A 21,336-nucleotide genomic window follows, 5' to 3' on the forward strand; every position below is an offset into this window, starting at 1 on the left:
TGTCTTTTCTTGGTATAAAGTAACCGCAAACATAGTGAGCAAATGTGTTTTTCTTTGTCTTCCTCTTTTTCACTTCAATAAAATAAGAAATGTTTTTGGGAATAATTTTGTTGGGAAAAGGAGAAAGTAAGGCAGAATTTTTTTCCACACTTGAAACAGATCTCGCTTCTTTTTATAGGATAACCATCTTTGTCTATTGGTTTGGATTTTAGTTTTACTACTCTGTTTTTTTCTTTCATAGGAGATATTTTATTAAAAACGGAAATTAATTTTGCACTTTGTAATAAACACTCAATTAGATCAGGCTAAAAGAGACAAAACCAATGCTGAAAAAGAAAGAGACAACCTAAAAAAAGAACATGCTAATTGTCAAACTACTATCAATAACCTAAAAAAAGAAAATGAGGATTTAAGAAAAGACAATCAAGATTTAAAAGATTGAGACAAAGAAATTCCTAGTTTTGAAACCTTTGAAGCCAAAATAATTCAACAACCTAATTATCCCTCTCAGAAATAAAGAATTAAAAAAAAGTTCCTTAGTTTCCTATTGCGTACTTAGGAAATGGTAAATTCCTAAAAGTCAAGCATTTTTGCCATGGTTTATAAAGAGAGCATTATCCAAAAGGTAAAATAACAGTAAGTAAAAAGCAAATCACAAAAATTCTTGAATGGTAGTAAAAATGCTTATTATGACTAGTTTAAGCCAAGTTAGCGACCAAGAACTAATTCAAGAATTAAAGAACCGAATTAAAAACTATCAAACTCCAAAGGAAACAAGTAAAATAACCGGTCTGGAAATCCAAAAGGAGAAATTAATTGCTCAATTAGACGACGGTCGAGAAGTAATTTTCCCGATATCTCTGCTTACCAAACTTGAAATATTAAGCCCGGAAATTAAACCTGAACAACTGAAAAAATATGAGTTATGAGGAGATGGACAAGCTATTTTCTTTCCCGAAATTGACGAAGTATTACCGACCTGAATAATTTCCCAAGGATTGAGTTCCTGCTAGGCAATTTCTATGAACCAAATTTTTGCCAGCAAAGACCAGCGGAGAAAGTGAGAAGGTTGTCGTTCTTATTTTTACGCTCGTGAATATCAGCCAATTGGAACTAAATTCCGAAAATTACTCCATATTCATTTCATCAGCCCTCATTGAGAAGTAAAAGTATACTTGCTAAATAAAAAATACCTAGAAATCGAGAAAAAGTGAGGATACTTTCCTGAACACTACCATGCTAAACTAAAAGAATTTGTACAAGAAAATTATTACGATATTTTAACAATAATCAGAGCCAGGATTGCCAAAACCTTTCCAGATTGAAAAATTTAGTTATGGATAGTTTGTTTAAGAAATTAGCAAAACTTCAATTGCTATTGAATGTTTTATCAACTCTAGAAAAAGCCCCTATTACTTCATCCCAATTGTTTATGACTTGAATCTTATTTCAACTATCAGGCAAGGTTTTATTTAAAGGCTTGGATAAGTCAAATTGTTTTTTGTCTTAAATTGAATCATAATAATGATTTTTAACTCCCTCTTTGCTTTTATCTAACATAAACATCTATATATCTCAATCAAAAGCCAATTCTCAGGCTTTCTTTGCTTTAGCCATAACTTCGGAACTGATAGTTCCTAAGCATTTCTTTAACCTTCCTTTGTTAACAGTGCGAAGATAATTAAAAAGAATTTTACTAGGATGATCTATTTTTAGATCAGGGGTTTTTTCAAGGTAAACTTCTCATCGATTGACATTTTCGATATTTTCAGTAGTTAACGGAGCAACCATTATTCATTTATCAAATTCATTTTGAATGTCATTACTAACTACTAGGCAAGGACGGATAGGTTTGCGGTTTTCCTCAACTTCGGGAAATTCTATTAGTCAAATATCTCCTCGTTTAGTAACTAAAGAGACTTTGTCATTTGTGACCGCTTGTTTTTTATTCATCGCTTAGACCATCTCCAGATATCCTGTCTCAAATTTCTAATTCTTTTTGTAACTTTTTATTTTTTACATTTTCTTGATACCCAGCAATCATTTCTTTTCTCAATTCTTCTTTTTGTTTTTGTAATTTTTCTTCGACTGCTTCATTCACGAAGCGACTAATTTTTCTCCGTTCAACCAAACTTGCTATTTTTTTGTAGGTTCCATCTTGGAAGCAAATATTCACATTACGCATATGATTATTTTTAACGAATGAACGAACTTACGAATGATAAGGTGATAATTTTTTTCTTTGAATTGAGTGGTGAAAGTGGCATGGCAACTGATAAGTGATTTGGTGAACGGAAATAGCCAACAAGGAGCGAGTGGAACGACGTGACTGGATTATTTTTTAGCAATATATTTGTATTTTTTAAGACAAATTAATAACAATAGGAGTTTTTTATCAATAAAGGTAAGAAAAAACTAAGCAATCCTTTTTTGCCATATTTCTCAGTTGCTTTTAAAACCTTCAATCCTAGTGTTTTCAACTTTTATAAAATCTCCGTGAAACTTTATTTTGGCTCCTAGTTTTAGTATTTCTCTTAATCACTCTTCATTTTGGTATCGAGAAAAACCTTTGGCTCAAAAATATTGAGAAGTTTTAAAGATTCAAATGAAAATAAGAGTCAATATTCAGATCGATGCTGTTGCTATTATTTTCAGTAATAAAACACCATTGGCTAGTTTGTCGGCTAACCAGTCGATAATTAATCCTCAAATTGATTGTATTATAAGTTTTTTTTCTTTATCTTTCTTGTAGATAAGGCATCAAACTAGATATGTAACTACAATTGTTCCTGATGTTATTCAGAAAATTGGATATTGGGAAAAATTAATGCTATTCGTTTTTTAGTCCAATCTAGTCAAGTCTTCTTTAATTAATTCACGAAAACGGGGTCTCATGTGTTTTCAATTAACTAATTCTACTTCAAAAGGTAAATTAGATTCAATAAACTCTTCCCTTATTTGGCTAATGGTAGAGAGAGGCACTTCTTCTCGATAGCAAAGGTCTAAGTCAGAAAACTTGCTAGCATTGCCTTTCACTCGTGAACCATAAGCATAAAACTTATAAGGGTATTTGCTAAGTATTTGGTGAACTATTTTTCAGTGTTTTTCTTCTAGTTGTAGGTTCATATAAAACTATTTTTGGTTAATTTCGGCTTGCACTTTGGCAATTAGGTAATTTAAATCTTCCAAAAAGTTAGGTAAGGTTTTTCAAATGTCAGTTAATATATCTGCTTCGTAACTGTGAACAGTTAGGTTTCTAGTTTCTAAATATTTTTCTCCTCAGGCTTCAAATTCCCTAATTAGACCTTCTGCGGCGGCTTTTCGAAAAGTTTCTTTGGGACTGTGTACTTCTACTCCTTTGGTTTTGAGTATTCTTTTACAAGTTTTTCAACTTAATTCATAAGCCATCTCGAAAGCTTGAACACCACCCATTTCTTCTAGTTCACTGCTAGTTCCTTCTTGTAAAGCCTTTTCTAATAATCGTTTAGTTGTTAAAAGTGGTTGGATATCAATTATCTCTTTTTTGCTCATTATTTATTTTTTTCATGGAATTCACAAGGGACATGTAATGCTTCAAGGTAATCAATTAGTTCTTCCAGAGTTAATTTATCTAAATGGCGAAACAAAATATACTCTGTTTTTGCTTTATTAATACCTAGTTTTTGGGCTAATTCTTTTTCAGTGAGGTTGTTGTCGTCTTGATAACGGGAAATATTTAAGCAAAGATGATATTTTACTCTATCAGATTCAGTTGCATTAGGCAGTAAACCAATATTTACTCTCCGGTAACCAGGACGAGCAATTCTTTTACGAACTCTTTCTAATTCTTCCTTAGGGGGGAAAACAAATCTTTTAGGGCTAGGGCTAACTTTTTTAATTGCTGGCATAATAGTTATTTTTAACTCCCACTAATAATCCAAAGTATTAGTAGCAGAGCTACAGCAATTCAGAACAACCCTCTATAAAATGGTTCTTGCTTCTTATAATAATCAAAAGGCTTGTTGGCTTGTTCTTGAGCTTTGCCACTGTATTCATTTCACTTTTGGGAGGCTTGATTTTCTAACTCTTCAGTTTTGCGGGCAATAGGTTGTTTGACTTTACTATCTCACTGCTCCTGGACTCACTCTTTTACAGTATCTTTAATTCCCATCTTAAGTTTCTCCTCCTTTTTGGTTCATGAATTAATAAAGAGCAAAAATTAAAATGGCCAAACTAGAAATCAGAAAAAACTGGGAAAACCAAGCCCAAAATAAGCATGATTACGCAGAACTAATTAAACTTTATAACCGTTTGGATAAAAGCCAAAAAATAGAATTTCAGCAAAAATTAACTAGTTTGTTGGAAAAGCCAATTTACATGTGAATACAAAAGATGAAGGAGGAAACATCCATAATTATTTATTCCCAGAAGGCAAATTAGTTTGTTGCAGCACTTTAGCTTCTATTTGCGGTTCTTCTTCAAAAGTCGGGGATTCGTTTAATCATTCATTTTCCTCGCGTAATTTTTGGTTTTCGGCTTGGAGGGATTGGATTTTTTGGTTTTGTTCATTTAGTTCTTGTCGGGCAGTAGTTAATTGTTGCTCTAACTGTTGATAATAATTAGTCTTTTGCCATTGCTGGAATTGCCGGACGGCCTTTTTTATGTCTTGGATAAGATGATTTAATTGCTTTTCGTCTAGTTCTTTAACTTTTAGGGCTTGTTGATAAGCATTTTGGAGGGCGGTGAGGTTTTTCACTATGGGGTTTAATTTGACTGTTAAATTAGTGTTGATTTCTTGCTCGGTTAGTAATGTTGACGTAAATCGTTAATAGTTTGAGTTTGATTGCTAAATTCTGATAAATCTTGCTGTGAATTGTTGTTCTCTACTTTTAAGTCGTTACTTTTTCTTTGGATTTGGTTTAATTGGTTTTTTAGTTGGTTGATTTTGGTTAAAGGTTCTGTTGCTGGTATGCTAAATAATGGTAAATTGGGTGTTGACAATTTAAATAATTCGTCCAAATTTACTTTACCATTATTTTAAATTTCTTAAAATTAAAAAATTTAGTAGTAAATGTTTCTTAAAAACTAACATATAACAATTATTATGACCCGAACATTAAGCATTGCTATTAAAGAAAATACTTATCAACACCTAAAAAAAAGAATTGGACCTGGGAAAATTAGTTCTTTTGTTAATCAAGCCGTAGAAAAGGAACTAAAAGAACTAGACCAAGCCGAAAAGCAACAAAAAAGAGCAATTAAAAAAGCGATTAATTGCGGCTTATAAAAGGATGACCAAAAATAAGAATCTCCAAAAAGAGTTAACAATTTTAGAAGAGACATCAGTAAAAGATGTATCAAAAAAATTAGCCGAGAATGAGTAAAAAATTAGTTTTTCCTCAAAGGAGTGAAATTTGACGAAGAAACAGTTGGCACGGAAGTTAGAGACCACGACTCGGGCTAATAATTTCGGATAATTCTTATAATCAAATTAGCAAAAGACTTATTGTCTTGCCGTGTTCTCGCGTTCTGGACCCTCTTTACTCTTTTGAGTTATTTGTTCCGCAATTGATTAAAGATGTTAATGGTAAAGTAATAATAAAATAAGAAATCTAACAGTTGAGGAAATGAATAAGGTAGTGGAGAAACTACGGAAAATTTTACCCTTTGAGAGAAATATTGAAGGCTAAAACTTTAAAGTCACGAAACTAATCGCTATTTCTTCCAAAAACAAAATATTTCACCCTCGCCCGCGCCACTCGCGCACACATATGCTCCTTATTATCTAATTTGGAACTAGTTTATACTATCCAAATTTAAATTAAACAAGATATTTGCACGCGTGTGAGAACTCTTAAACTTTTTCATACTTTTCAGTCTATAAGTATATTTTATGGTATACCAAAAAAATCTATATAAAAATAAGTATAATGGAAACTAATAAGAATTGGAAAGATATTAATGAGGATTTTACCCTAGAATTACAGCAAAAATGAATTGAAGTAGGATTTACTTACGAACAAGCCAAAGAATGAAAAAAATATTTGGATCATCTTTTTAAGACTACTGATTATGACTTCTATGCCTGATCAAGAGATACTAAAAAACTAAAAGTTCAAGAAGTAAACTATAATAGCATGGATAAATTAAGAGAAGAATACAGTAATCCATTTTGAAGAAATATTCATCCTGATTTTACTCCTCACTTGCAAGAATTATGAGAACAGCATAAATTCGTTCCTGAACAAACTCAACAATGAATATAATAAAGGCTTAACTCTCGTTGATTATGACTTGGCTAATTACCTAAAAAGAAATAAATATAATTCCAAGCAAGAATTAGACTTAGTTAAATTAAGAAAAGAACATCAGAATAATTTAGATTGGAAAGACGTTCATAAGGGTTTTGAATATCATCAAAACAAATGAGAAGTAAAAAATTTCACCTACCAAGAAACTAAACAGTGAATAAATATTGGTTTAACTCCTTATGATTATGAATTTGCCTTTTATCTAAAAAAAAATAATTATCAACCACCTGTTGCTGATTTAGAGACAGCAAAAAAAGAATATTATCAAGCTCAAGTTTATTTAGATTTTTGGTATCCTAAAAATGGAACTTGTCTTAGAAAAAGTAGAGAATATAATCTTAATTATTTTGACAAAATCCAAAGTGAAAAAAATAAGTTTAATAATTTCGGCAAAACCCGAGAACAAATAACTGTATTAGGTATTAGTCATAAAAACATCCATGGTTCTTTAAATTTAGAAGGATTTGGTAATTTAGAGAAATTGAATTGTGATAATAATAAACTAACTAATCTCAACTTTTTAAATAATTTAAATGCAGAAAAATTAACTGAGCTTTATATTGACAATAATAACATTATTATCGATTTAACTCCTTTTAGTAAATTTACTAATTTAAAAGGATTAGGTTTAAGTGAAAATAAATTTACTGGTTCTTTGAAACCTTTGAAAAATGTGAGCAAATTAAAAACATTAGATATTACTGATACTGACATAGATAGTGGTTTAGGATATTTACCTGATAGTATTGAGAAATTTTATTGTTCAGTATATAGAGAAGATGCTAAAGTAAAAGTTATTGAAGAATTTTGAAAACGTTTTAAAGGAGATCTAAAAAAGTGTAAAGAGTTTAATAGTCCTGCTTGAGAATGATTAGATAAAAATTATCCTGAAGATGAAAGAGGAAAAATAGAATACTTAAATATTAGCAATCAAAATCTAGAAGGAAAATTAAGACTAGAAGGATTCATTAATCTAAGAAAATTAGATTGCTCCAATAATAAACTCATTGATTTAGATTCAAGCAATTGTCCCAATCTAATTGAACTTAAATGTGGTAACAATGAATTTAAAGATTTAAGTTTTCTATCACTTCTTGATAAACTGAAACTGAAAAGGCTCTCGGTTCAAAATAATCAAAATCTTTCTAACAACAGCTTAATTTATCTTTTTCTTCTTACTAACTTAGAAAAATTAGATATTAGTGATTGTCCTCTAAAGGGAAGTTTAAAAATTCTTGAAAGACTTAACTAAACTAAAATGACTAGATATCAGCAAAACCAACATTAAAGAAGGATTAGAATATTTACCGGAAAGTTGTAAAGAAATCTATTGTGAACTTGATTATAATTATGGTTCAGTAGAAATTGCTAAGGAATTAAGCAAGTTTTCTGAGGAAAATGAAGAATCAGAACACACTAAATATAATCTTAATAAATGAAGAATAGACAAAGCTAACAACACTACTGCTTCAATTATTCCTCTCGAAAGACTATTTGTAATCAGAGGAAATATCAAACAATTCTTAAACAAATGAGGTAAAAAAGTTGAAAATGATATACCAGAACTAAGCAAACTTCAAGAACCAACTCAATACAGTAAATATCGTTATCTTGGTGGAGTAAAATGAATTGCCCGAGCCACCGCAGTAACCGGTGGTATTTTAGCCTTAAATGAGCGACCAACTGAAGGAGGAATCTTAGCTGCCACTTCTCCTTTTGTCGATGCTATTGCTGCTCATATTGAGGACAACTATTATACGGCAAGAGAAATTAGATGAAAAGAATTCCTAACCGATGCCGATATGCTTCTAGATAACTACCATGAATTACTAGGTATAATTAAAAAACTTGGCACTGGTTCTGAACTAGGAAAAGTAAATAAAGCTTTGAAAGATTTAGACACAAAAGCCAAAGAATTTTTAAAGATATACGATACTGATGGTAATGAAGAGATTGACATCAGTGAATTAATTACCAAACGTCAAGTATTAACCCAAGACTTAACTAAAAACAATAAAGAAAGCAAACTACAATTAATGGTAGAAGCCATAAAACATTTAGAAGACATAGTAGTTGCTTACCAAAAAAATGGCTCTTTAATTGAAGAAGAAAAAGAAAAACAAGAATCTCTAGAAACTAAACTAGCCAAAATAAAAGAAAAGTTAGAGAAGATAAAAAATGAAGAACCAGAAACTCAATTAAATAATTATCATCAAGTCAAGAATCAAGTTGAAGAGCAGAGAAACTTACTTTCTCAAAAAGAACAGCTGACTGATGCAGAATCAGAGTTATTAAAAGAAATTACTGAGTTGATGCCTATTATTGAAGAAAAAATAAACAACATTAAAAATGACGCTGAAAAGAAGTTAATGCAAGATAAATTTTTTCACTTAGAAAATCAAATTAGAAACTTAGTAAGTGCAAGTTACTGAGGCAATAAGATTAGCCAAGGTTGAGAATATACTAAACAAGGAACTTCTAACGCCATAGACTATTTAAAAGATAGCTTAACTACTCCTGTCTGATATTGAGAACAGTGAAAAGAAAGAAAACCACTGATAAACGTCAATGAAACCGAACAACTATTAAGCAGTCAATCTGAAAATCAACAAGAATCAATTGATGAGGGAATAAAACTTTCTTCCCAAGTCAGCCTTTTAAATAAGTATCAATTAGAAAACTCTGCTTCTGAAGAATTAGCAATTGAAATGCAAAGTTTAGAAAATAAAGAATGACAAAACCAAAACTTCACCCAAGAGCAAACCAAACAGTGAATAGAAGTAGGTTTAACTGCTAATGAAGCCAACTTTGCTACTTGATTACGGGATATAAAAAGTAAAGACTTAGTAAACTTTGCTAACCCTCAGTGAATAAAAGAAAAAATTGCCACAAAAGACTTAGACTTAAATGAGCTAAGGCAAGCCTATGAGCAAGAGAGCCAAGAAATCAAGATAGATATGCAAGCACAGGTTATTCAACCACCAAAAGGAGGAAATAACTAATGCTCTCTCTCTCTCTCTCTCTCTCTCTCTCTGTTTTAAGATAATGAGTATATGAGCCTTTTCGTGGTTCTTCTTTACATTGGCTAACATGTTCATCCATAGGAAAATAATCATCAATTATATAAGTAAGGGATTTATCTATTCATTGTTTACTACAAAGAAAACTTTTACCACACTTTTCACATTCTACATATCCTTTAGAAGAACCCAAAAAGTCTTTAATAGGAACATGATTTATGACTTCTCCGGGCACAACAGGGGTTGAACTACAATAATAAGTTTTATTTCTGCTTCGTTCATTTTTCTCATCCATAGTCTTATAGGGGCACTTATCGAGAGCAAGTAATTCCTCAATTTTCTTTTTAGCATTTATTTGTCATGGTTCAAGTTTAGTTAATTCTTTTTCTAAATACTCTTGATTCTATACGAGAGGTTAGAATTCCTTGAATTGTTTGTTGGTCTTTAAAGCCATCAACTGAGCTGTTTTCAATTTTATTTTGTTTTTGGGCAGGTCTTGCCATTTCTACGGTTTTCATAGCTTCTTTGGATTATAGACCAAATGCTAAATTATGATTAGAGAGTTATGTTTTCATTAAATAACGTAATTACTTCTTTAAATCAGACGGCAAAAATAAAAAAGCAAAACCCACGAAAGGAGGTAAAGCATGGGAACAATTAACCTAGATATAAAGTATTTAACTTTTCAAAAAAAGGAAATACTAAAAGATTTTGATTGTGTTGATTGTCGCACAGGAATAACTGACAAAGATATAGAGGATAATAACTTTATTCTTGGAGTTAGTGATTATGCCAATGAAATAACCAAAGATGAAGAAAAAAACTGATTGAGAAATAAGCCAATTTACGGTGTTAGTTTATGGTTAAAGATTGTCGAACATAAGGAATGTCCCGAATTAATGGAAGAGGAAGACATAATGGAACCCAAAGAACCAGAAATGCCCGAAACTAAGGAGGTAAAACATGAATAATCTTTGAACTAAACTAACCAACTGATTTAAACCTAAGCCAAAGAAAGTTATCACTTTTTACAACATAAAAGGCGAAAAGAGAATAATTGAAGAAGAGAAATTAAGACTAGTTGCCAAACCAACCAAATTCAAAGGAATTAACTATAAAAAATACCGACTATTATTTAACCAATCACGGAAAGAAACCAAAAGAAATGAGAGAAAAAGAAAGGAGACATTATGAACGGAATAATTTTAACAGTTTTAATTTTGTCTATCTTTAACTTTATCCTTAATTTTTGTGTGATTTATTATTTGGTTAATAAAGACTGTTGAAAATGTAAAAAAGACAAGAAAATTAAAAGAATTTTTAAAGAAAAGTGTAAGAAATGTGAGGAAAAGATATGAACGAATTTGTAAAAGATATAAGAAGCGAAACAATAAATAATCAAGAAGTAAAAGAACGCAAAAAATACGAACCCAAATTATATAATGTTTGAGGAGAAATTGAAAGAGCGGTTGAAAAGAGATTATATGACAAAGGCAAAACTTATGAAAATTGAGTTAGAAAAGATGATGTTTGTTATATTTTACATTTGATTAATGAAAGACCCGAAGGAATTAAAATAATCAGTGTTTTTAAGAGTAAATTAGAAAGTGAAAAAGTGTGAAATGATATTGCGGCAGGTCGTTTTTATGGAAAGAAATATATTTTTTATTACAAGAAATACAGGCAATATTTTAATTTAATCAATTGGGAGGAGGCGAAATAATGGAAATAAGAGAAAAAAGACCCCAACAAAACATTATTGATTATCTAATGCGTAATTATAAAATGCGATATTCTAGTGATAAAAGAGGATTTTGGTTAATTGTGAAACATCAAGGACAGAAATATTTTGGTTTTATTGAAGAAAGTATATTAGGCAAAGCGATAAATGATAATCAGACCTCCACCACCTTATTAAAAGTGGTAGAAAACATTAGCGAGAAAATTAAACGAAAACAGGAGGAGAAAGGATAATATGAATGATATTTTACTAAAAAATGCCACTGATAAAGAAATGTTGGAAGAAGTAATGAAACGCAAAGGAATTAAGTTCGAACCTAACGAAAACTCTGCGAAATACCCTTATAAGTTAATGTTGGTAGATAAGGAAACGATTAACGCACTAAAAAAGGAAGGACAATTGAAAGTGAAGTATGATGAAAAGAACTAATATTAGCGATATTACTTGAATTTATGATAAAGAAAATGAAACTTTACATATTCAAGAAAGAAACCAACCCGAAAGAGAATTAACTGTTAAAGGAACAACTAATAAAGGTGGAAAGTGATACCAAGTGGACGAGGAAAGACGCCACTGAATATCTTTTAATCCTGATAAGTTTAATAATCAAAATGTCGAAGTATTTTATAAATGCGTAAATTATGACCGAGACTTAACCGATTTTTGAGAACCGCAGGAAATAACCTACTATCGCAAAATGTTTAAAGGAGTTGAAAGAGGCGACGGAACTATTATTTTTTCTTTTAGTGAATTTGATGAATGAATACTTGAAAATGGTAAGTGAAAGAGTAAAGAACACCAATAAACAACCTTGAAAGGAGTTTAATAATGATGACAAATAAAGAATGTCAACTTAACCATTACTCTCTAACTGAACTCTGACAACAAGCCACAGAACAAATTAAAGCCGATTACTTACCAAATAAATCTCTTAAATGTTTTGACTGTCATAATTATGAAAGGAATTATAAAATCATGACTAGTTTATTAGAGAAGTAATGAAATAAAGTAAAGAGAATTAAGGAGGTTAAACATGAATAATCTAAATATTTTAAAAACAATTCCCGACCAAGAATTATTAAATGAACTAAAAAGACGCAACAAAGTTAAAGAACTCAAAAAACCTAATGGTGAAATAGAAAGTTATTTTATTTGGAAAAGAGACATTTTAAATACTAATCAAGAACAATCTTGAACCCAAGAACAGGAAAAGTTAAGGAATAAATACCAAAATGTCAGAGAAGAATGAAAACAAAAAAAAAATTACTTTTCCGGAAATAATTAATTGGTTAGAGGCTTCGCTTGCTGAACTTCGCCCCACTGATAAAAATCCCGATAATGCTCCTACTGGTCTAACTGATGAAGAGGTAAAAATAGTTTACAAAAACGGTTGAGAACCAAAAGAAATTCGGGCACGAAAAGCCACTTTGGTCTCCAATCCCTTAGACCAACCTAATGAGGCTTTTACCATTAATCCTCTCGAAAAAACTAAAATCCAGGCCCGCAAAGAAGAAATTGAAAAAGCCGCTGCTAATGCCCTAGAAAACGCTAAAAATGAAGCAAAAAACAAAATAGATGAGTTTGTAATTGAATTTGACTTACCAGAAGGAAAAGATGAAGAGTTTTCTCTCAATAGTGAAAAAGAAATTGACAGTGCTGACACTGTTGAAAAAGTGATTGAGTTAGAAGCCGAATGGACGAGCAAAATTGCTCTCGAACAAATTCAATATGCTCTTGCTAATGTTCGAGAAAATTCAGTGAAAATAACGAAAATAGTCGAGGCAAATCTAGAAGAAGAAAATCAAAATTATTCCCAACAATTAGTCGGAGCCGATGTGGCAACTGCTACTCGCATTCGTTCAGACCTAATTGATGATATTGAAATTAAAATTACTGACGCAGAAATTAACGACGTTATTCGAGAGTTATTTATTAGAGATACAGAAGAAAACTTAGTCAAAATAGAAGATACTCCTTGAAAAATTGAACTTTCTCAATTTACCACGGATTCCGGAAAAATAGAGTGAAAAGAGTATTTACAAAATCATTGAGACTTAATAAAAGGCGATGCGATTCCTTATCAGCAAATAAACTCAGAACTAACCACCCAACTTATTAACCAAGTAATAGGAACCGAAGGAACCGATGATACTCCCCGAGTAAACGGAAAAGATAATGAAGGAAACGAATTAACTGAATTAAGCCGAAATGAAAAAAGTCTCTTACGCAATGCCATTATTCGCGACCTTAACACCATTGACAAAGACAAAGGCATATATATTATTGACGCTGAGACTTTTGTTGAAGAAGTAAAATTGATTGCTGAGCGTAATTTAGCCCGTTCAATTCAAGAAAAAGTTGATTTAATAACTAACCGAGTTAATGAACTCAGTTCGAACGAAAAAAATAATTTACGAAGAGAAATCGAAGGGATTTTAACTTGAAAAAATGAAACTAATTCTAACCGAAAAAGGGCTTTTCAGCGATTTGACAAAGGAAAAGATAATGAAGGAGAAAGTGTACTCCGAATAGCCTTGTCTGACTTAGGAGCAGCCGAAAAAGAGGAAGATCTTAACTTGACAAAAGAAGAAGCAAAAAAATATAATGAACTTTTTCAGAAAATTAAAAATGCTAAAAGTCTAGAAGAATTAGAACCATTGGGTCGAGAAATTGGCACTTTAAAATACCAACTTTTACTCTGGGCTAAAAATGAATTAGAAGAAAAGTTTACTGACTATGAAGAAAAAAAAGACTATGAATTTTCCGAAAATAGTTTAATTAAACATTACCTGCTTAAAAAAGAAGAATTAAAGAAGACAATAGAAAGCACTCTTGACTCTCCTGATTGAAAAGATAAAACTGATATTTTTGAGGCTGAATATACCGCATCTGTACTTGAAATTGAAAGAAAAAGAAGAGCCACCTTAAATGCTTTATTTGATTACCAAGAAGCAATTTTGACCGAAATTCCTACTGATTGAAAAAAAATCCCTGCGAATCTTGGAAAAGTAGTAAAAAGAGAAGACTGAGAACATTATTTAAGTTATGTTAATTATACTAATGAATTAGCCACCAGAGGAGAAGAAGTTGAGAAATTAATCTCTGAACTCCGTAACAAAAAAATAGTTAGCCGTTTAGCCAAAAACGAAGAAAAAGATGCTGAAATCACCCGACTTCAAACCCTCTTAAAAGAAGACTTAACCACTACTCCTCCCCGTCGGCATGATATTACTGAGGAGGAATTGACCGAAAAGTTAAAAATTAATGGTCTTTATAATGACGATAATGAACCTAGTCTTAGAGCCCTAAAAGACAAATTAGAGGATAAACAATTAGAATTATTTAAAGGTCTTATGCTTTATGTGAACTTTAAAGGTAAAGAATGAGGAGAAGAATTAAACGAGACAAATAGAAACTTAATCACTAATTCCACCAAGGATAATTTGAATGAAAATTTAGCAAAAGTGCAAAAATGATTTGATTTTCGGGAAGATTTTAAAGAAGCCAAAATTGCCGAAAGTGAAGTTCCTTTTGACATTACAAATGAGACAATTGACAGTTATCGGCGAGAAAAGGCAACAGATTGAACTGGAAACAGAGCCGGTTCGGCTTATCTTAATGATTGAAAACCAGCAGGTTCTATTGGAGATAATGGACTGGGGAAAATAGGCGACAAGGGTGCTAATGTTTATGAAGTTTGAAGAATAAAAAAAAATATTGCTGAAATTATTGAGCCAATTCGGACAAAAATGGAAGAAGCAGTAGCAAGCAAAAATTTTTTTAACCGAATAAAAGAACTAGATACGTGGTATGAATCAAAATGAAGCAAAGATAATGAAGACCGTCAGAAAGCTTTAGCAACAATAATGACTGATGGGGACAAAAGTATAAAACTAAAATTAGAATCAAAACTAAAAGATTTATCTGAAACAGAAAAAGACAATATTTTAGCAGAAATTAAAGTAGAGGGCGAGAAAAAAAATCCAAATTTTAGTAGTATAGACGATAAAATTACGTTTATTTGGGATTATCTATCCACGACAAGCCAAGAAGAAATTCGTAAACTACGAGAAGATACCGAAGGTTGAACCACTTTCTTTGCTGACCCGGAAGGCGACGACACTAAAGCGATTACGGATGCGAACCTTAAAACCGGTTGAAAAGACAGTCAACTAACTCCTACCCGCAGCACCGGACCCGACAGCCAAGCCGATACCGCTCACAGTCGCCACTGACGAGATTTAAGAAACAATAACGGTGCCAACGGCGATGCGGACAATAAAGGCGGACGAATTAACAATCGCACTGCTGGTGCGCCAACTTTCACTTACACCTCTTACGCCATCGCTACTAACAACATAAACCCGTTGAACCACGACCAAGACCAGTTAGACGCCGCTCACCAACTTTAGGCTCGGATTAACAAGCCGACTACTACCAGCGCACAGTTAGCCGATGGAAAAGAAATTGACGATGCGATCAAGGCTTTAACCGATGCTCTGGTTCCTGCTACCCGCAACAAAGCGGCTTTACAAATTGAACGGAAACGAGTGCAAGACGAAAGAGGTATTACTTACCGAGATGCTTTCTTGGCTGCAGGACCAGGTAACAATGCTGGACGATTAAGTGCTACTGCTGACAATCGCCCAGGAAACTACCCAACTGATAATACAAATAGAGATAATGAAATTGAGGCGTGAAGAAGGCTTGGTTTTAATCCAACAGACGCCCGAGCAGCTTACGAAATTGGTTGAACGGCTGCTGATGATGCCAATTCACCTGGAGGGGCATTAACCCATGATGATATTCAAAACAAAGACTATGCTGATGCTGCTCGCAGTGGACGAGCACGATTTGGAGGAGGTGATTATATCTTTAATGTAATAAATATGTCAAAGGAAACTGCTCAAAATTGGAATTTATTCTTTAATGATAATAATGAACCTGGTGAAATTGACAATGTTGCTAAAAAACAAGCCTGGTTAGATAGTGGTTTGGATCCTACTCCTAATGGTTTACTTCCACTTCCTCAAACTTCTGAACCACAAGACGCTTGAAATAATGGATGGAAAGCTGGTGATGATACTGGAATAGTACGTTTTAGCGGAGGAACAGTTGACTATAAAAGCAACAGTCAATCAGTAATTAATAATCTTGACCCAACAGTGATTAACAAAACTCATCTCGATGAAGCTAATCAGATCCTTACCGATATTGCTAATACTTATGACCGTGCCACAATAGCAAATCGTGGAGCAGGCTCAATTTGGCAAAGAATTCGTGATTTGTCTTTACACGATGGAGAATTACCAACAGGATTAACACCTGGCAGACAAAGTAACGAATTAGAAAATGCTCGCCAAACAAGAGAAAATAATCTTACTGATAGAAACGACAAGGATAATTCAACACCAGACTATACCAATGCTATCCAAAGAATAAAAGATGAAATGCAAAAATCACCCCCGGTTAGTGATAGTGAATTAAATACTGAACTAAACCAAAATAATTGAGAAAGTTGGCTCCAAACAGCTCAGACCCAAACTGAATTAAATACTCTTGAAAGCCAAGCAATAAATGCTGTTAAAGAAGCCCGTCGCAAGAAAGATGATCGTCAACCACCACGGGAAAATGAACTGGATCGACTTCGTCGAGAAGCCATTGAAGCCGTAAAAAGCCATTGAAACAGTAAAGCCAATTCTAACAGCAAAGTTAATGATAAAGACCAAAATACAGTATTAGGAAGTGATTGAGAAGGAAATATTCGTAGTCAAGATAGTGAAACTGCTATTAATGCCAAGCGCGATTACTTAAAAGGCTTAATTGACACTGAAAAATCCAAAGAAGGTTCTGCTCCTCCTGGTCCTGGTCCTATTTACCCTGATGGTAATAATGAAGACTCAGGAGGTGGAGATGTTGGTTCTGGTGAAAATGAAAGCAATGGTTCTGAGTCTGAAAAGCCTGGAGGAAAAATCCCTCCGGAAAATGAAAGACCTAAAGAGATAATTGAAGCAATTAAGGAAGCTCAGGAAAAAAATAGTAATGGTGATAAATGAACACTTCCAGATAAGCAAGTAAAGCCTGTTTTTGAAAGTTCCCAAATTGATTCAGTTAGCAAAGTTCAAGAAATTCTTACCAAAGTAGAGCAAGCTTTCAATGCCCAAAAATGAGACAAAGAAAAAGAGCAATTAAGTATTTACCTCCGAGAACATAAATCTGCTAATTCCTTTTCTTATGAGTCTGCTAATAAATTTAATCAACAAGTTGACCGTGCTATTGAACACTTGCAAATGCTAAAAAACAATCAGCAAATGGTTCATCCTAGTCCAGAAGATGAGAAAAAATGATTACCTTGGGCTATCGTGATTGGAAGCGTTGGAGCAATCTCAATAATCTGCCTGGCAGCTTGAAGAAATCTTCCAAGAATGAGAGAAAATTCTTCACCAAGCAAAAAATAAAAAGGTGAGAGAGCAAATTCCTTTCATTATTAAGTTTGTATTTAAATCCTAAATATAATGTAAAAATATAATAACTATGGAAAAAAAAGCACTAAAAACTGAAACTATTTACCAAAGAGTAAATTTGGATTATGAACTCAAAGATTTAGAGCCTCATATTCCGGAAGTAATTATGAACGACCATTACAACGGAAATCATAAAGGATACGAAACTAATTTAAATTTAATTCTTGCTAAACTGGAAAAAGACAAAAAGGAATACATAAAAAATAATTATCCTGATTTAAGAAGTCTTTTGCAAAATCTTGACAAATTATCTCTTATTCCGCAAATTAAGGAAGCCATTCGTTTTCAGGCTGGTGGTTTAATTAATCATAACTATTTTTTTTGGCATCTAGCAAAAGATAAAACAAATACTAGCAGGGATTTTTTAGAAGCACTTCGCGATAGTGGTTTTGATAGTTTAGACCCGCAAAGTGATTTAAAAGAACAATTAATCAAACAAGCCCTTGACCCTACCATCAATGGCATTGTTTATGGAAGTTATTGAACTTGATTGGTCTTGGATAAGAATAACAAAATGAAAATTATTAAAACTCCTAATCAAGATAGTCCTTGAATGGCTAATTTGCGACCTTTGATTGCTATTGATATGTGAGAACATGCTTATTTAAGAAAATATAATCCTGAACAGTATGGAGTTAATTACAAAAAAGAATATTTAAATGCTCTGATTCATTATTGTCTTAATTGAGAAAGAATTGATGAAATATACACCCAAGAGGCTAAAATATTTGGATAATTTATTTAAAAACCAAGCAAAAATTAATTTATGGAGTGATGACCGAGCGGCCAAAGGAAGTTCACTGCTAACGAACTGCATGTTAATATGCACGAGGGTTCGAATCCCTCTCACTCCGCCATATAACAAGAGAGAGAGAGAGAGAGAGAGAGATTTCTCTCAAATTCAAAGAATAAAACAAAATGACGACCATAAAATTTAAATTATTAACTTGAGACTTAACTAACCATGGATTAGAATTAGCAGTTTCTGAGTGTTCTTATAACTCTCAAACAATTCATAAAATCATTCTTAAAGGCTATTACAAACTTTTAAATGAGAAAGACAATAAATCATTTATTATCAAAAATATTCAAGATAATGAAGTCGAATTTAAGCCAAATAATAACGAACTGGTGATTAATTATTCTCATTTCATTATTTTCCCTGCCAAAGTTGATTTTCTTTTTGCAGTTAGCAAAATTGAAGAAGTCAATAATAGTTGAGAAATAGGATTAACTTTTCCTCATGCTTGAAATGGAGAAAAAATTGCGAAAATTCGGTTTTCTGATCCTGATAACCAATATAAAAGAATAATTGAAGAAAACAAAAATGAATATTTTTTTACCATTAGTGGAATTAAAAAATATGACCTTCTTCCCGCAACCGATGGAACCAAAATTCTTTTTCTTTCTGTAAATAATTTTCAATATTTAGAAAAAAGTGTCCCTTTTCAGCCTGGCTCAGTAGAAATTTCTGCTAAAAATCCCACAAAGAAAGGTAATTATTATTTAATTAAATGTCAAGGAGATTTAGCCAAAATTGGCTTGACAGATTACAAAAAAATTAGAATTATTACTCGAGAAAAAATAAATTACGGAGACACAATTAAATTTAACTTAACCAACTTGAAAGATATTTTGCAACGTGATGAGGAAGATGGCATACTAAGAATAGATGATAATTATCTTGGTTTTACCAAAATTCAAACTGGTTTTGATGCTTTTCCCCACGAACAAGCCCAAATTGCCCTTCAAAAGCAAAGCCAAAAATTCCTAAAAAAATACCAAAAAGAACAAGCAGAAAGGATAAATTGATGCCAAAAAAGTTTAGAAAAACATTTCTCTCTTCTTCAACAACTTTATAACAAACTTAATGACCAAATAAGCCAAGAATTAATTGACCAAAAAAATGTTCTCTCTCGTAAACTAACTGAATTTGCTAATCAGAACCAAATGGAGAACAGGGTTTCTTTGCTGGAAAAACGAATTTTTTCCGTTATTCCAGATTACCAAAATCAAGGCAAAATTGATCAGTTCAAAGAAGAGTTAACCAACATCGACCAAGAATTTAGGGAATTAACCGAAAAAGTAGAAAAATACCAAAGTTCGCTTGGGGAGTATCTAAAAGAAAAGTTAGTTTCCGTTTACGAAAACGATTCCCAGTTTCAACAATTACTCACTAAATATAATGTTGGTCAACAAGCCCTTTTTGATAATTGAGATGAAAGTTATTACTCTTGATTACAAGAAGATGGCTCAATTAATTATTTTAACTTGGAAAAATATCTTCAAGAACAGAGTTCACAAGACGGATTACCAAATAATCTAGGTTATTCTTCAGAGGATTTAAAAGAGGGTAGTGAATACCAACCGTGAAATGAAGCCTTCATCAAAAAAAGCGAAGCCAGAGAAGCAATTGATTTGAACTATTCCCTGGAACAATGAAAAGATCCCCAATATCAAGAATATAAAAAAAAAAATCGTATTTTAGCCGATGGAATAATTGAAGTTTTTCAAAGAACCTGAGATCCTCCTTTGTCAGAAAAACACAAAAAAGAGATTAAAAGTTCACTAGATTCTGACTATTTAGTAGAAAATATTTTAAAAATTCAAGAAGAGAGATTTCTGGTCCAAGCCCAAGACTATTTTAAAGACTTCATTGATCAAGAACTAAAAAAATCTCCCGCAGTAAATATTAATGAATTAGGTGGTTATTCAGATTACGTTCAAGAAATTAGCGAAAGAAACTGAAAAAGATTTTCAACATTAAAAAACTATCTAGAAAAAATAACTGATAAAATTAATCAAGTACGAAAAAACAAAATTTCTTCCTTGACCGAAGCCCGAGAAAAAACTAAAAAAAACCTCAATGAAACTCTTAAAAAAACTAAAATCAAAGCCCAAGAACTTCATCAACAATACCAAAATTGAGAGACAAAACTAGAAAAAACAGAAAGTATTAGTGAAATTTTTCAATTTGGACAAGACTTAACTCTCTTGGTTGAAGAAATTAATTGTCTTTCCCACCAGCAATGATTTCCCAATTTTGGCCAAAGGGAAAAAGACCAAATCAAACGTGTAAAGGACAAAGAAGCATTAGAAAAACAAATTAAGTCTTGAAAAGAAAAGAAAAGAAACTGATTAATTACTCGCCAAATTAATAAGTATCTTCGTTGTTACCAAAAACTACAAGAAGAAAAAACGCAAAATTATTTTGCTCAAAATCAACAATTAAGAGAAGTTTTATATTTATTAAAAAGAGGTAAATCTTTCTTGAATAGTGAACAGATTGAACTCGAGAAAACTCTTCAAAAAATGTTAGAACCGATGATGAATTTGTTTCAAGTAAGAGGTTTTCAAAAGATGTTTAATAAAGCCACTTATGTAGAAGATAAACAATATTGACTTCAACAATTACAAAATGAACTACAAGAAATAACTAAAATAAGAAAATTAACTGAACAAGAAGCCCAAATCCAAAAAAAGGCTGAACAAAATTTTCGCTTAATTCAACAAGGAAAAGAGACAGAAAAATTTATCATAATTAATGAAAAACAACTTGAACTTGAATTGCTTACTTTGGAACCAGAAGAAAACATCTCCATAAGTGAAAACGCTAATGATAATCAAGACTTAATTTCCCAAAAAGCCTTAATAATTTTTGCTGTGGTTGGTTTTTTATTGATTTTTCTTTTTCGTTGATATCGCAAAAAAAAAGAAGAAGACCCCTTTCGGTAAAAGAAATAAATTAACTTACACTAAAA

Annotated in this window: 31 protein-coding genes and 1 tRNA gene; 22 read left to right on the plus strand and 10 right to left on the minus strand. The window is 31.9% G+C overall.

All coding sequences use genetic code 4. The features are described 5' to 3' along the window. Nucleotides 1–271 precede the first annotated feature (271 nt). The 3 genes from GvMRE_RS10185 (at nt 272) to GvMRE_RS10195 (ending at nt 1,334) form a co-directional block, all read left to right on the plus strand. On the plus strand, nt 272–517 hold the full coding sequence (locus tag GvMRE_RS10185; RefSeq protein WP_147411070.1) for a hypothetical protein: 246 nt from the start codon (nt 272–274) through the stop codon (nt 515–517). Nucleotides 518–668: 151 nt separating this feature from the next. Beyond that, the gene (locus GvMRE_RS10190) at nt 669–1,013 is read left to right on the plus strand and encodes a DUF2442 domain-containing protein (RefSeq protein ID WP_147411071.1); all 345 of its coding nucleotides are present in this window, start codon (nt 669–671) and stop codon (nt 1,011–1,013) included. Between the two features lie 9 nt (nt 1,014–1,022). After that, a complete protein-coding gene (locus tag GvMRE_RS10195; RefSeq protein ID WP_147411072.1) occupies nt 1,023–1,334 on the plus strand; it encodes a hypothetical protein in 312 nt (103 codons plus the stop codon). Nucleotides 1,335–1,566: 232 nt separating this feature from the next. Here the strand turns inward: GvMRE_RS10195 and GvMRE_RS10200 are convergent, their stop codons facing one another. Both GvMRE_RS10200 and GvMRE_RS10205 read right to left on the minus strand, forming a co-directional pair. Then, nucleotides 1,567–1,953: a type II toxin-antitoxin system PemK/MazF family toxin gene (locus tag GvMRE_RS10200; protein ID WP_147411073.1), complete on the minus strand. Its 387-nt coding sequence runs from the start codon at nt 1,951–1,953 to the stop codon at nt 1,567–1,569. After that, entirely contained in the window at nt 1,946–2,185 is a 240-nt protein-coding gene (locus tag GvMRE_RS10205) for a hypothetical protein (protein ID WP_147411074.1), read from the minus strand. The genes GvMRE_RS10200 and GvMRE_RS10205 overlap by 8 nt, the downstream gene beginning before the upstream one ends. Nucleotides 2,186–2,470: 285 nt before the next feature. Between GvMRE_RS10205 and GvMRE_RS10210 the strand changes: the two genes are divergently transcribed. After that, a complete protein-coding gene (locus GvMRE_RS10210; protein ID WP_147411075.1) occupies nt 2,471–2,752 on the plus strand; it encodes a hypothetical protein in 282 nt (93 codons plus the stop codon). 89 nt (nt 2,753–2,841) lie between these two features. On the opposite strand, the gene GvMRE_RS10215 is transcribed toward GvMRE_RS10210, so the two are convergent. From GvMRE_RS10215 to GvMRE_RS10230, 4 genes are read right to left on the minus strand one after another with little or no spacing between them, the layout of a single operon-like run. Then, nucleotides 2,842–3,126, minus strand: a complete 285-nt coding sequence (locus GvMRE_RS10215) for a nucleotidyltransferase family protein (protein WP_147411076.1) — start codon at nt 3,124–3,126, stop codon at nt 2,842–2,844. Nucleotides 3,127–3,132: 6 nt separating this feature from the next. Next, on the minus strand, nt 3,133–3,531 hold the full coding sequence (locus GvMRE_RS10220; RefSeq protein WP_147411078.1) for an HI0074 family nucleotidyltransferase substrate-binding subunit: 399 nt from the start codon (nt 3,529–3,531) through the stop codon (nt 3,133–3,135). Then, nucleotides 3,531–3,887 carry a helix-turn-helix domain-containing protein gene (locus GvMRE_RS10225; RefSeq protein WP_147411080.1) on the minus strand — a complete coding sequence of 119 codons (357 nt, stop codon included), beginning with the start codon at nt 3,885–3,887 and terminating at the stop codon, nt 3,531–3,533. The genes GvMRE_RS10220 and GvMRE_RS10225 overlap by 1 nt, the downstream gene beginning before the upstream one ends. A gap of 11 nt (nt 3,888–3,898) precedes the next feature. Continuing rightward, nucleotides 3,899–4,150, minus strand: coding sequence for a hypothetical protein (locus GvMRE_RS10230; protein WP_147411082.1), 252 nt, complete (start codon nt 4,148–4,150; stop codon nt 3,899–3,901). Nucleotides 4,151–4,203: 53 nt separating this feature from the next. Here GvMRE_RS10230 and GvMRE_RS10235 point away from each other — a divergent pair, with 53 nt between their 5' ends. After that, nucleotides 4,204–4,419: a hypothetical protein gene (locus GvMRE_RS10235; protein ID WP_147411083.1), complete on the plus strand. Its 216-nt coding sequence runs from the start codon at nt 4,204–4,206 to the stop codon at nt 4,417–4,419. Here the strand turns inward: GvMRE_RS10235 and GvMRE_RS10240 are convergent. Both GvMRE_RS10240 and GvMRE_RS10245 read right to left on the minus strand, forming a co-directional pair. Next, nucleotides 4,394–4,735, minus strand: coding sequence for an MreC domain-containing protein (locus GvMRE_RS10240; protein WP_147411085.1), 342 nt, complete (start codon nt 4,733–4,735; stop codon nt 4,394–4,396). The genes GvMRE_RS10235 and GvMRE_RS10240 overlap by 26 nt on opposite strands. Nucleotides 4,736–4,782: 47 nt before the next feature. Next, entirely contained in the window at nt 4,783–4,998 is a 216-nt protein-coding gene (locus tag GvMRE_RS10245) for a hypothetical protein (RefSeq protein WP_147411087.1), read from the minus strand. An 85-nt stretch (nt 4,999–5,083) separates the two neighbouring features. Here GvMRE_RS10245 and GvMRE_RS10250 point away from each other — a divergent pair, with 85 nt between their 5' ends. The 4 genes from GvMRE_RS10250 to GvMRE_RS10265 all read left to right on the plus strand — a co-directional run bounded on the left by GvMRE_RS10250 (nt 5,084) and on the right by GvMRE_RS10265 (nt 9,292). Continuing rightward, entirely contained in the window at nt 5,084–5,266 is a 183-nt protein-coding gene (locus GvMRE_RS10250; protein ID WP_147411089.1) for a hypothetical protein, read from the plus strand. 643 nt (nt 5,267–5,909) lie between these two features. After that, nucleotides 5,910–6,245 (plus strand): hypothetical protein, encoded by a 336-nt coding sequence (locus GvMRE_RS10255; protein ID WP_147411091.1) that lies wholly within the window; start codon nt 5,910–5,912, stop codon nt 6,243–6,245. A gap of 28 nt (nt 6,246–6,273) precedes the next feature. Further along, on the plus strand, nt 6,274–7,542 hold the full coding sequence (locus GvMRE_RS10260; RefSeq protein WP_172575367.1) for a leucine-rich repeat domain-containing protein: 1,269 nt from the start codon (nt 6,274–6,276) through the stop codon (nt 7,540–7,542). Continuing rightward, entirely contained in the window at nt 7,526–9,292 is a 1,767-nt protein-coding gene (locus GvMRE_RS10265) for a hypothetical protein (protein WP_147411095.1), read from the plus strand. Before GvMRE_RS10260 ends, GvMRE_RS10265 begins: the two co-directional genes overlap by 17 nt. Here GvMRE_RS10265 and GvMRE_RS10270 read toward each other — a convergent pair. Continuing rightward, complete coding sequence (locus tag GvMRE_RS10270; RefSeq protein ID WP_147411097.1) at nt 9,261–9,605, minus strand: hypothetical protein; 345 nt, start codon at nt 9,603–9,605, stop codon at nt 9,261–9,263. The two genes, GvMRE_RS10265 and GvMRE_RS10270, sit on opposite strands and share 32 nt — an antisense overlap. Before the next feature lie 76 nt (nt 9,606–9,681). Further along, on the minus strand, nt 9,682–9,828 hold the full coding sequence (locus GvMRE_RS13890; protein ID WP_172575368.1) for a hypothetical protein: 147 nt from the start codon (nt 9,826–9,828) through the stop codon (nt 9,682–9,684). Nucleotides 9,829–9,957: 129 nt separating this feature from the next. Here GvMRE_RS13890 and GvMRE_RS10275 point away from each other — a divergent pair, with 129 nt between their 5' ends. The 13 genes from GvMRE_RS10275 to GvMRE_RS10330 all read left to right on the plus strand — a co-directional run bounded on the left by GvMRE_RS10275 (nt 9,958) and on the right by GvMRE_RS10330 (nt 21,310). Next, on the plus strand, nt 9,958–10,281 hold the full coding sequence (locus GvMRE_RS10275; protein ID WP_147411099.1) for a hypothetical protein: 324 nt from the start codon (nt 9,958–9,960) through the stop codon (nt 10,279–10,281). Beyond that, nucleotides 10,274–10,513 carry a hypothetical protein gene (locus GvMRE_RS10280; protein WP_147411101.1) on the plus strand — a complete coding sequence of 80 codons (240 nt, stop codon included), beginning with the start codon at nt 10,274–10,276 and terminating at the stop codon, nt 10,511–10,513. Before GvMRE_RS10275 ends, GvMRE_RS10280 begins: the two co-directional genes overlap by 8 nt. 151 nt (nt 10,514–10,664) lie before the next feature. Next, a complete protein-coding gene (locus GvMRE_RS10285) occupies nt 10,665–11,033 on the plus strand; it encodes a hypothetical protein (protein ID WP_147411103.1) in 369 nt (122 codons plus the stop codon). Beyond that, complete coding sequence (locus tag GvMRE_RS10290) at nt 11,033–11,284, plus strand: hypothetical protein (protein WP_147411105.1); 252 nt, start codon at nt 11,033–11,035, stop codon at nt 11,282–11,284. Before GvMRE_RS10285 ends, GvMRE_RS10290 begins: the two co-directional genes overlap by 1 nt. A gap of 1 nt (nt 11,285) precedes the next feature. Beyond that, entirely contained in the window at nt 11,286–11,480 is a 195-nt protein-coding gene (locus tag GvMRE_RS10295) for a hypothetical protein (protein WP_147411107.1), read from the plus strand. Then, a complete protein-coding gene (locus GvMRE_RS10300) occupies nt 11,464–11,856 on the plus strand; it encodes a hypothetical protein (RefSeq protein ID WP_147411108.1) in 393 nt (130 codons plus the stop codon). The genes GvMRE_RS10295 and GvMRE_RS10300 overlap by 17 nt, the downstream gene beginning before the upstream one ends. Nucleotides 11,857–11,879: 23 nt before the next feature. Next, complete coding sequence (locus GvMRE_RS13895; RefSeq protein ID WP_172575369.1) at nt 11,880–12,050, plus strand: hypothetical protein; 171 nt, start codon at nt 11,880–11,882, stop codon at nt 12,048–12,050. Between the two features lie 34 nt (nt 12,051–12,084). Further along, the gene (locus GvMRE_RS10305; RefSeq protein WP_147411110.1) at nt 12,085–12,336 is read left to right on the plus strand and encodes a hypothetical protein; all 252 of its coding nucleotides are present in this window, start codon (nt 12,085–12,087) and stop codon (nt 12,334–12,336) included. Further along, nucleotides 12,284–15,463 (plus strand): V-type ATP synthase subunit I domain-containing protein, encoded by a 3,180-nt coding sequence (locus GvMRE_RS10310; RefSeq protein ID WP_147411112.1) that lies wholly within the window; start codon nt 12,284–12,286, stop codon nt 15,461–15,463. The genes GvMRE_RS10305 and GvMRE_RS10310 overlap by 53 nt, the downstream gene beginning before the upstream one ends. Before the next feature lie 138 nt (nt 15,464–15,601). After that, nucleotides 15,602–17,509 carry a hypothetical protein gene (locus GvMRE_RS10315; protein ID WP_147411114.1) on the plus strand — a complete coding sequence of 636 codons (1,908 nt, stop codon included), beginning with the start codon at nt 15,602–15,604 and terminating at the stop codon, nt 17,507–17,509. A gap of 76 nt (nt 17,510–17,585) precedes the next feature. Beyond that, nucleotides 17,586–18,311, plus strand: a complete 726-nt coding sequence (locus tag GvMRE_RS10320; RefSeq protein WP_147411116.1) for a superoxide dismutase — start codon at nt 17,586–17,588, stop codon at nt 18,309–18,311. Nucleotides 18,312–18,343: 32 nt separating this feature from the next. After that, nucleotides 18,344–18,432: transfer RNA gene (locus GvMRE_RS10325), tRNA-Ser, on the plus strand. 61 nt (nt 18,433–18,493) lie between these two features. Then, nucleotides 18,494–21,310 (plus strand): hypothetical protein, encoded by a 2,817-nt coding sequence (locus tag GvMRE_RS10330; RefSeq protein ID WP_147411118.1) that lies wholly within the window; start codon nt 18,494–18,496, stop codon nt 21,308–21,310. Nucleotides 21,311–21,336: the final 26 nt, after the last annotated feature.

It is taken from the genome of endosymbiont GvMRE of Glomus versiforme (assembly GCF_003546845.1).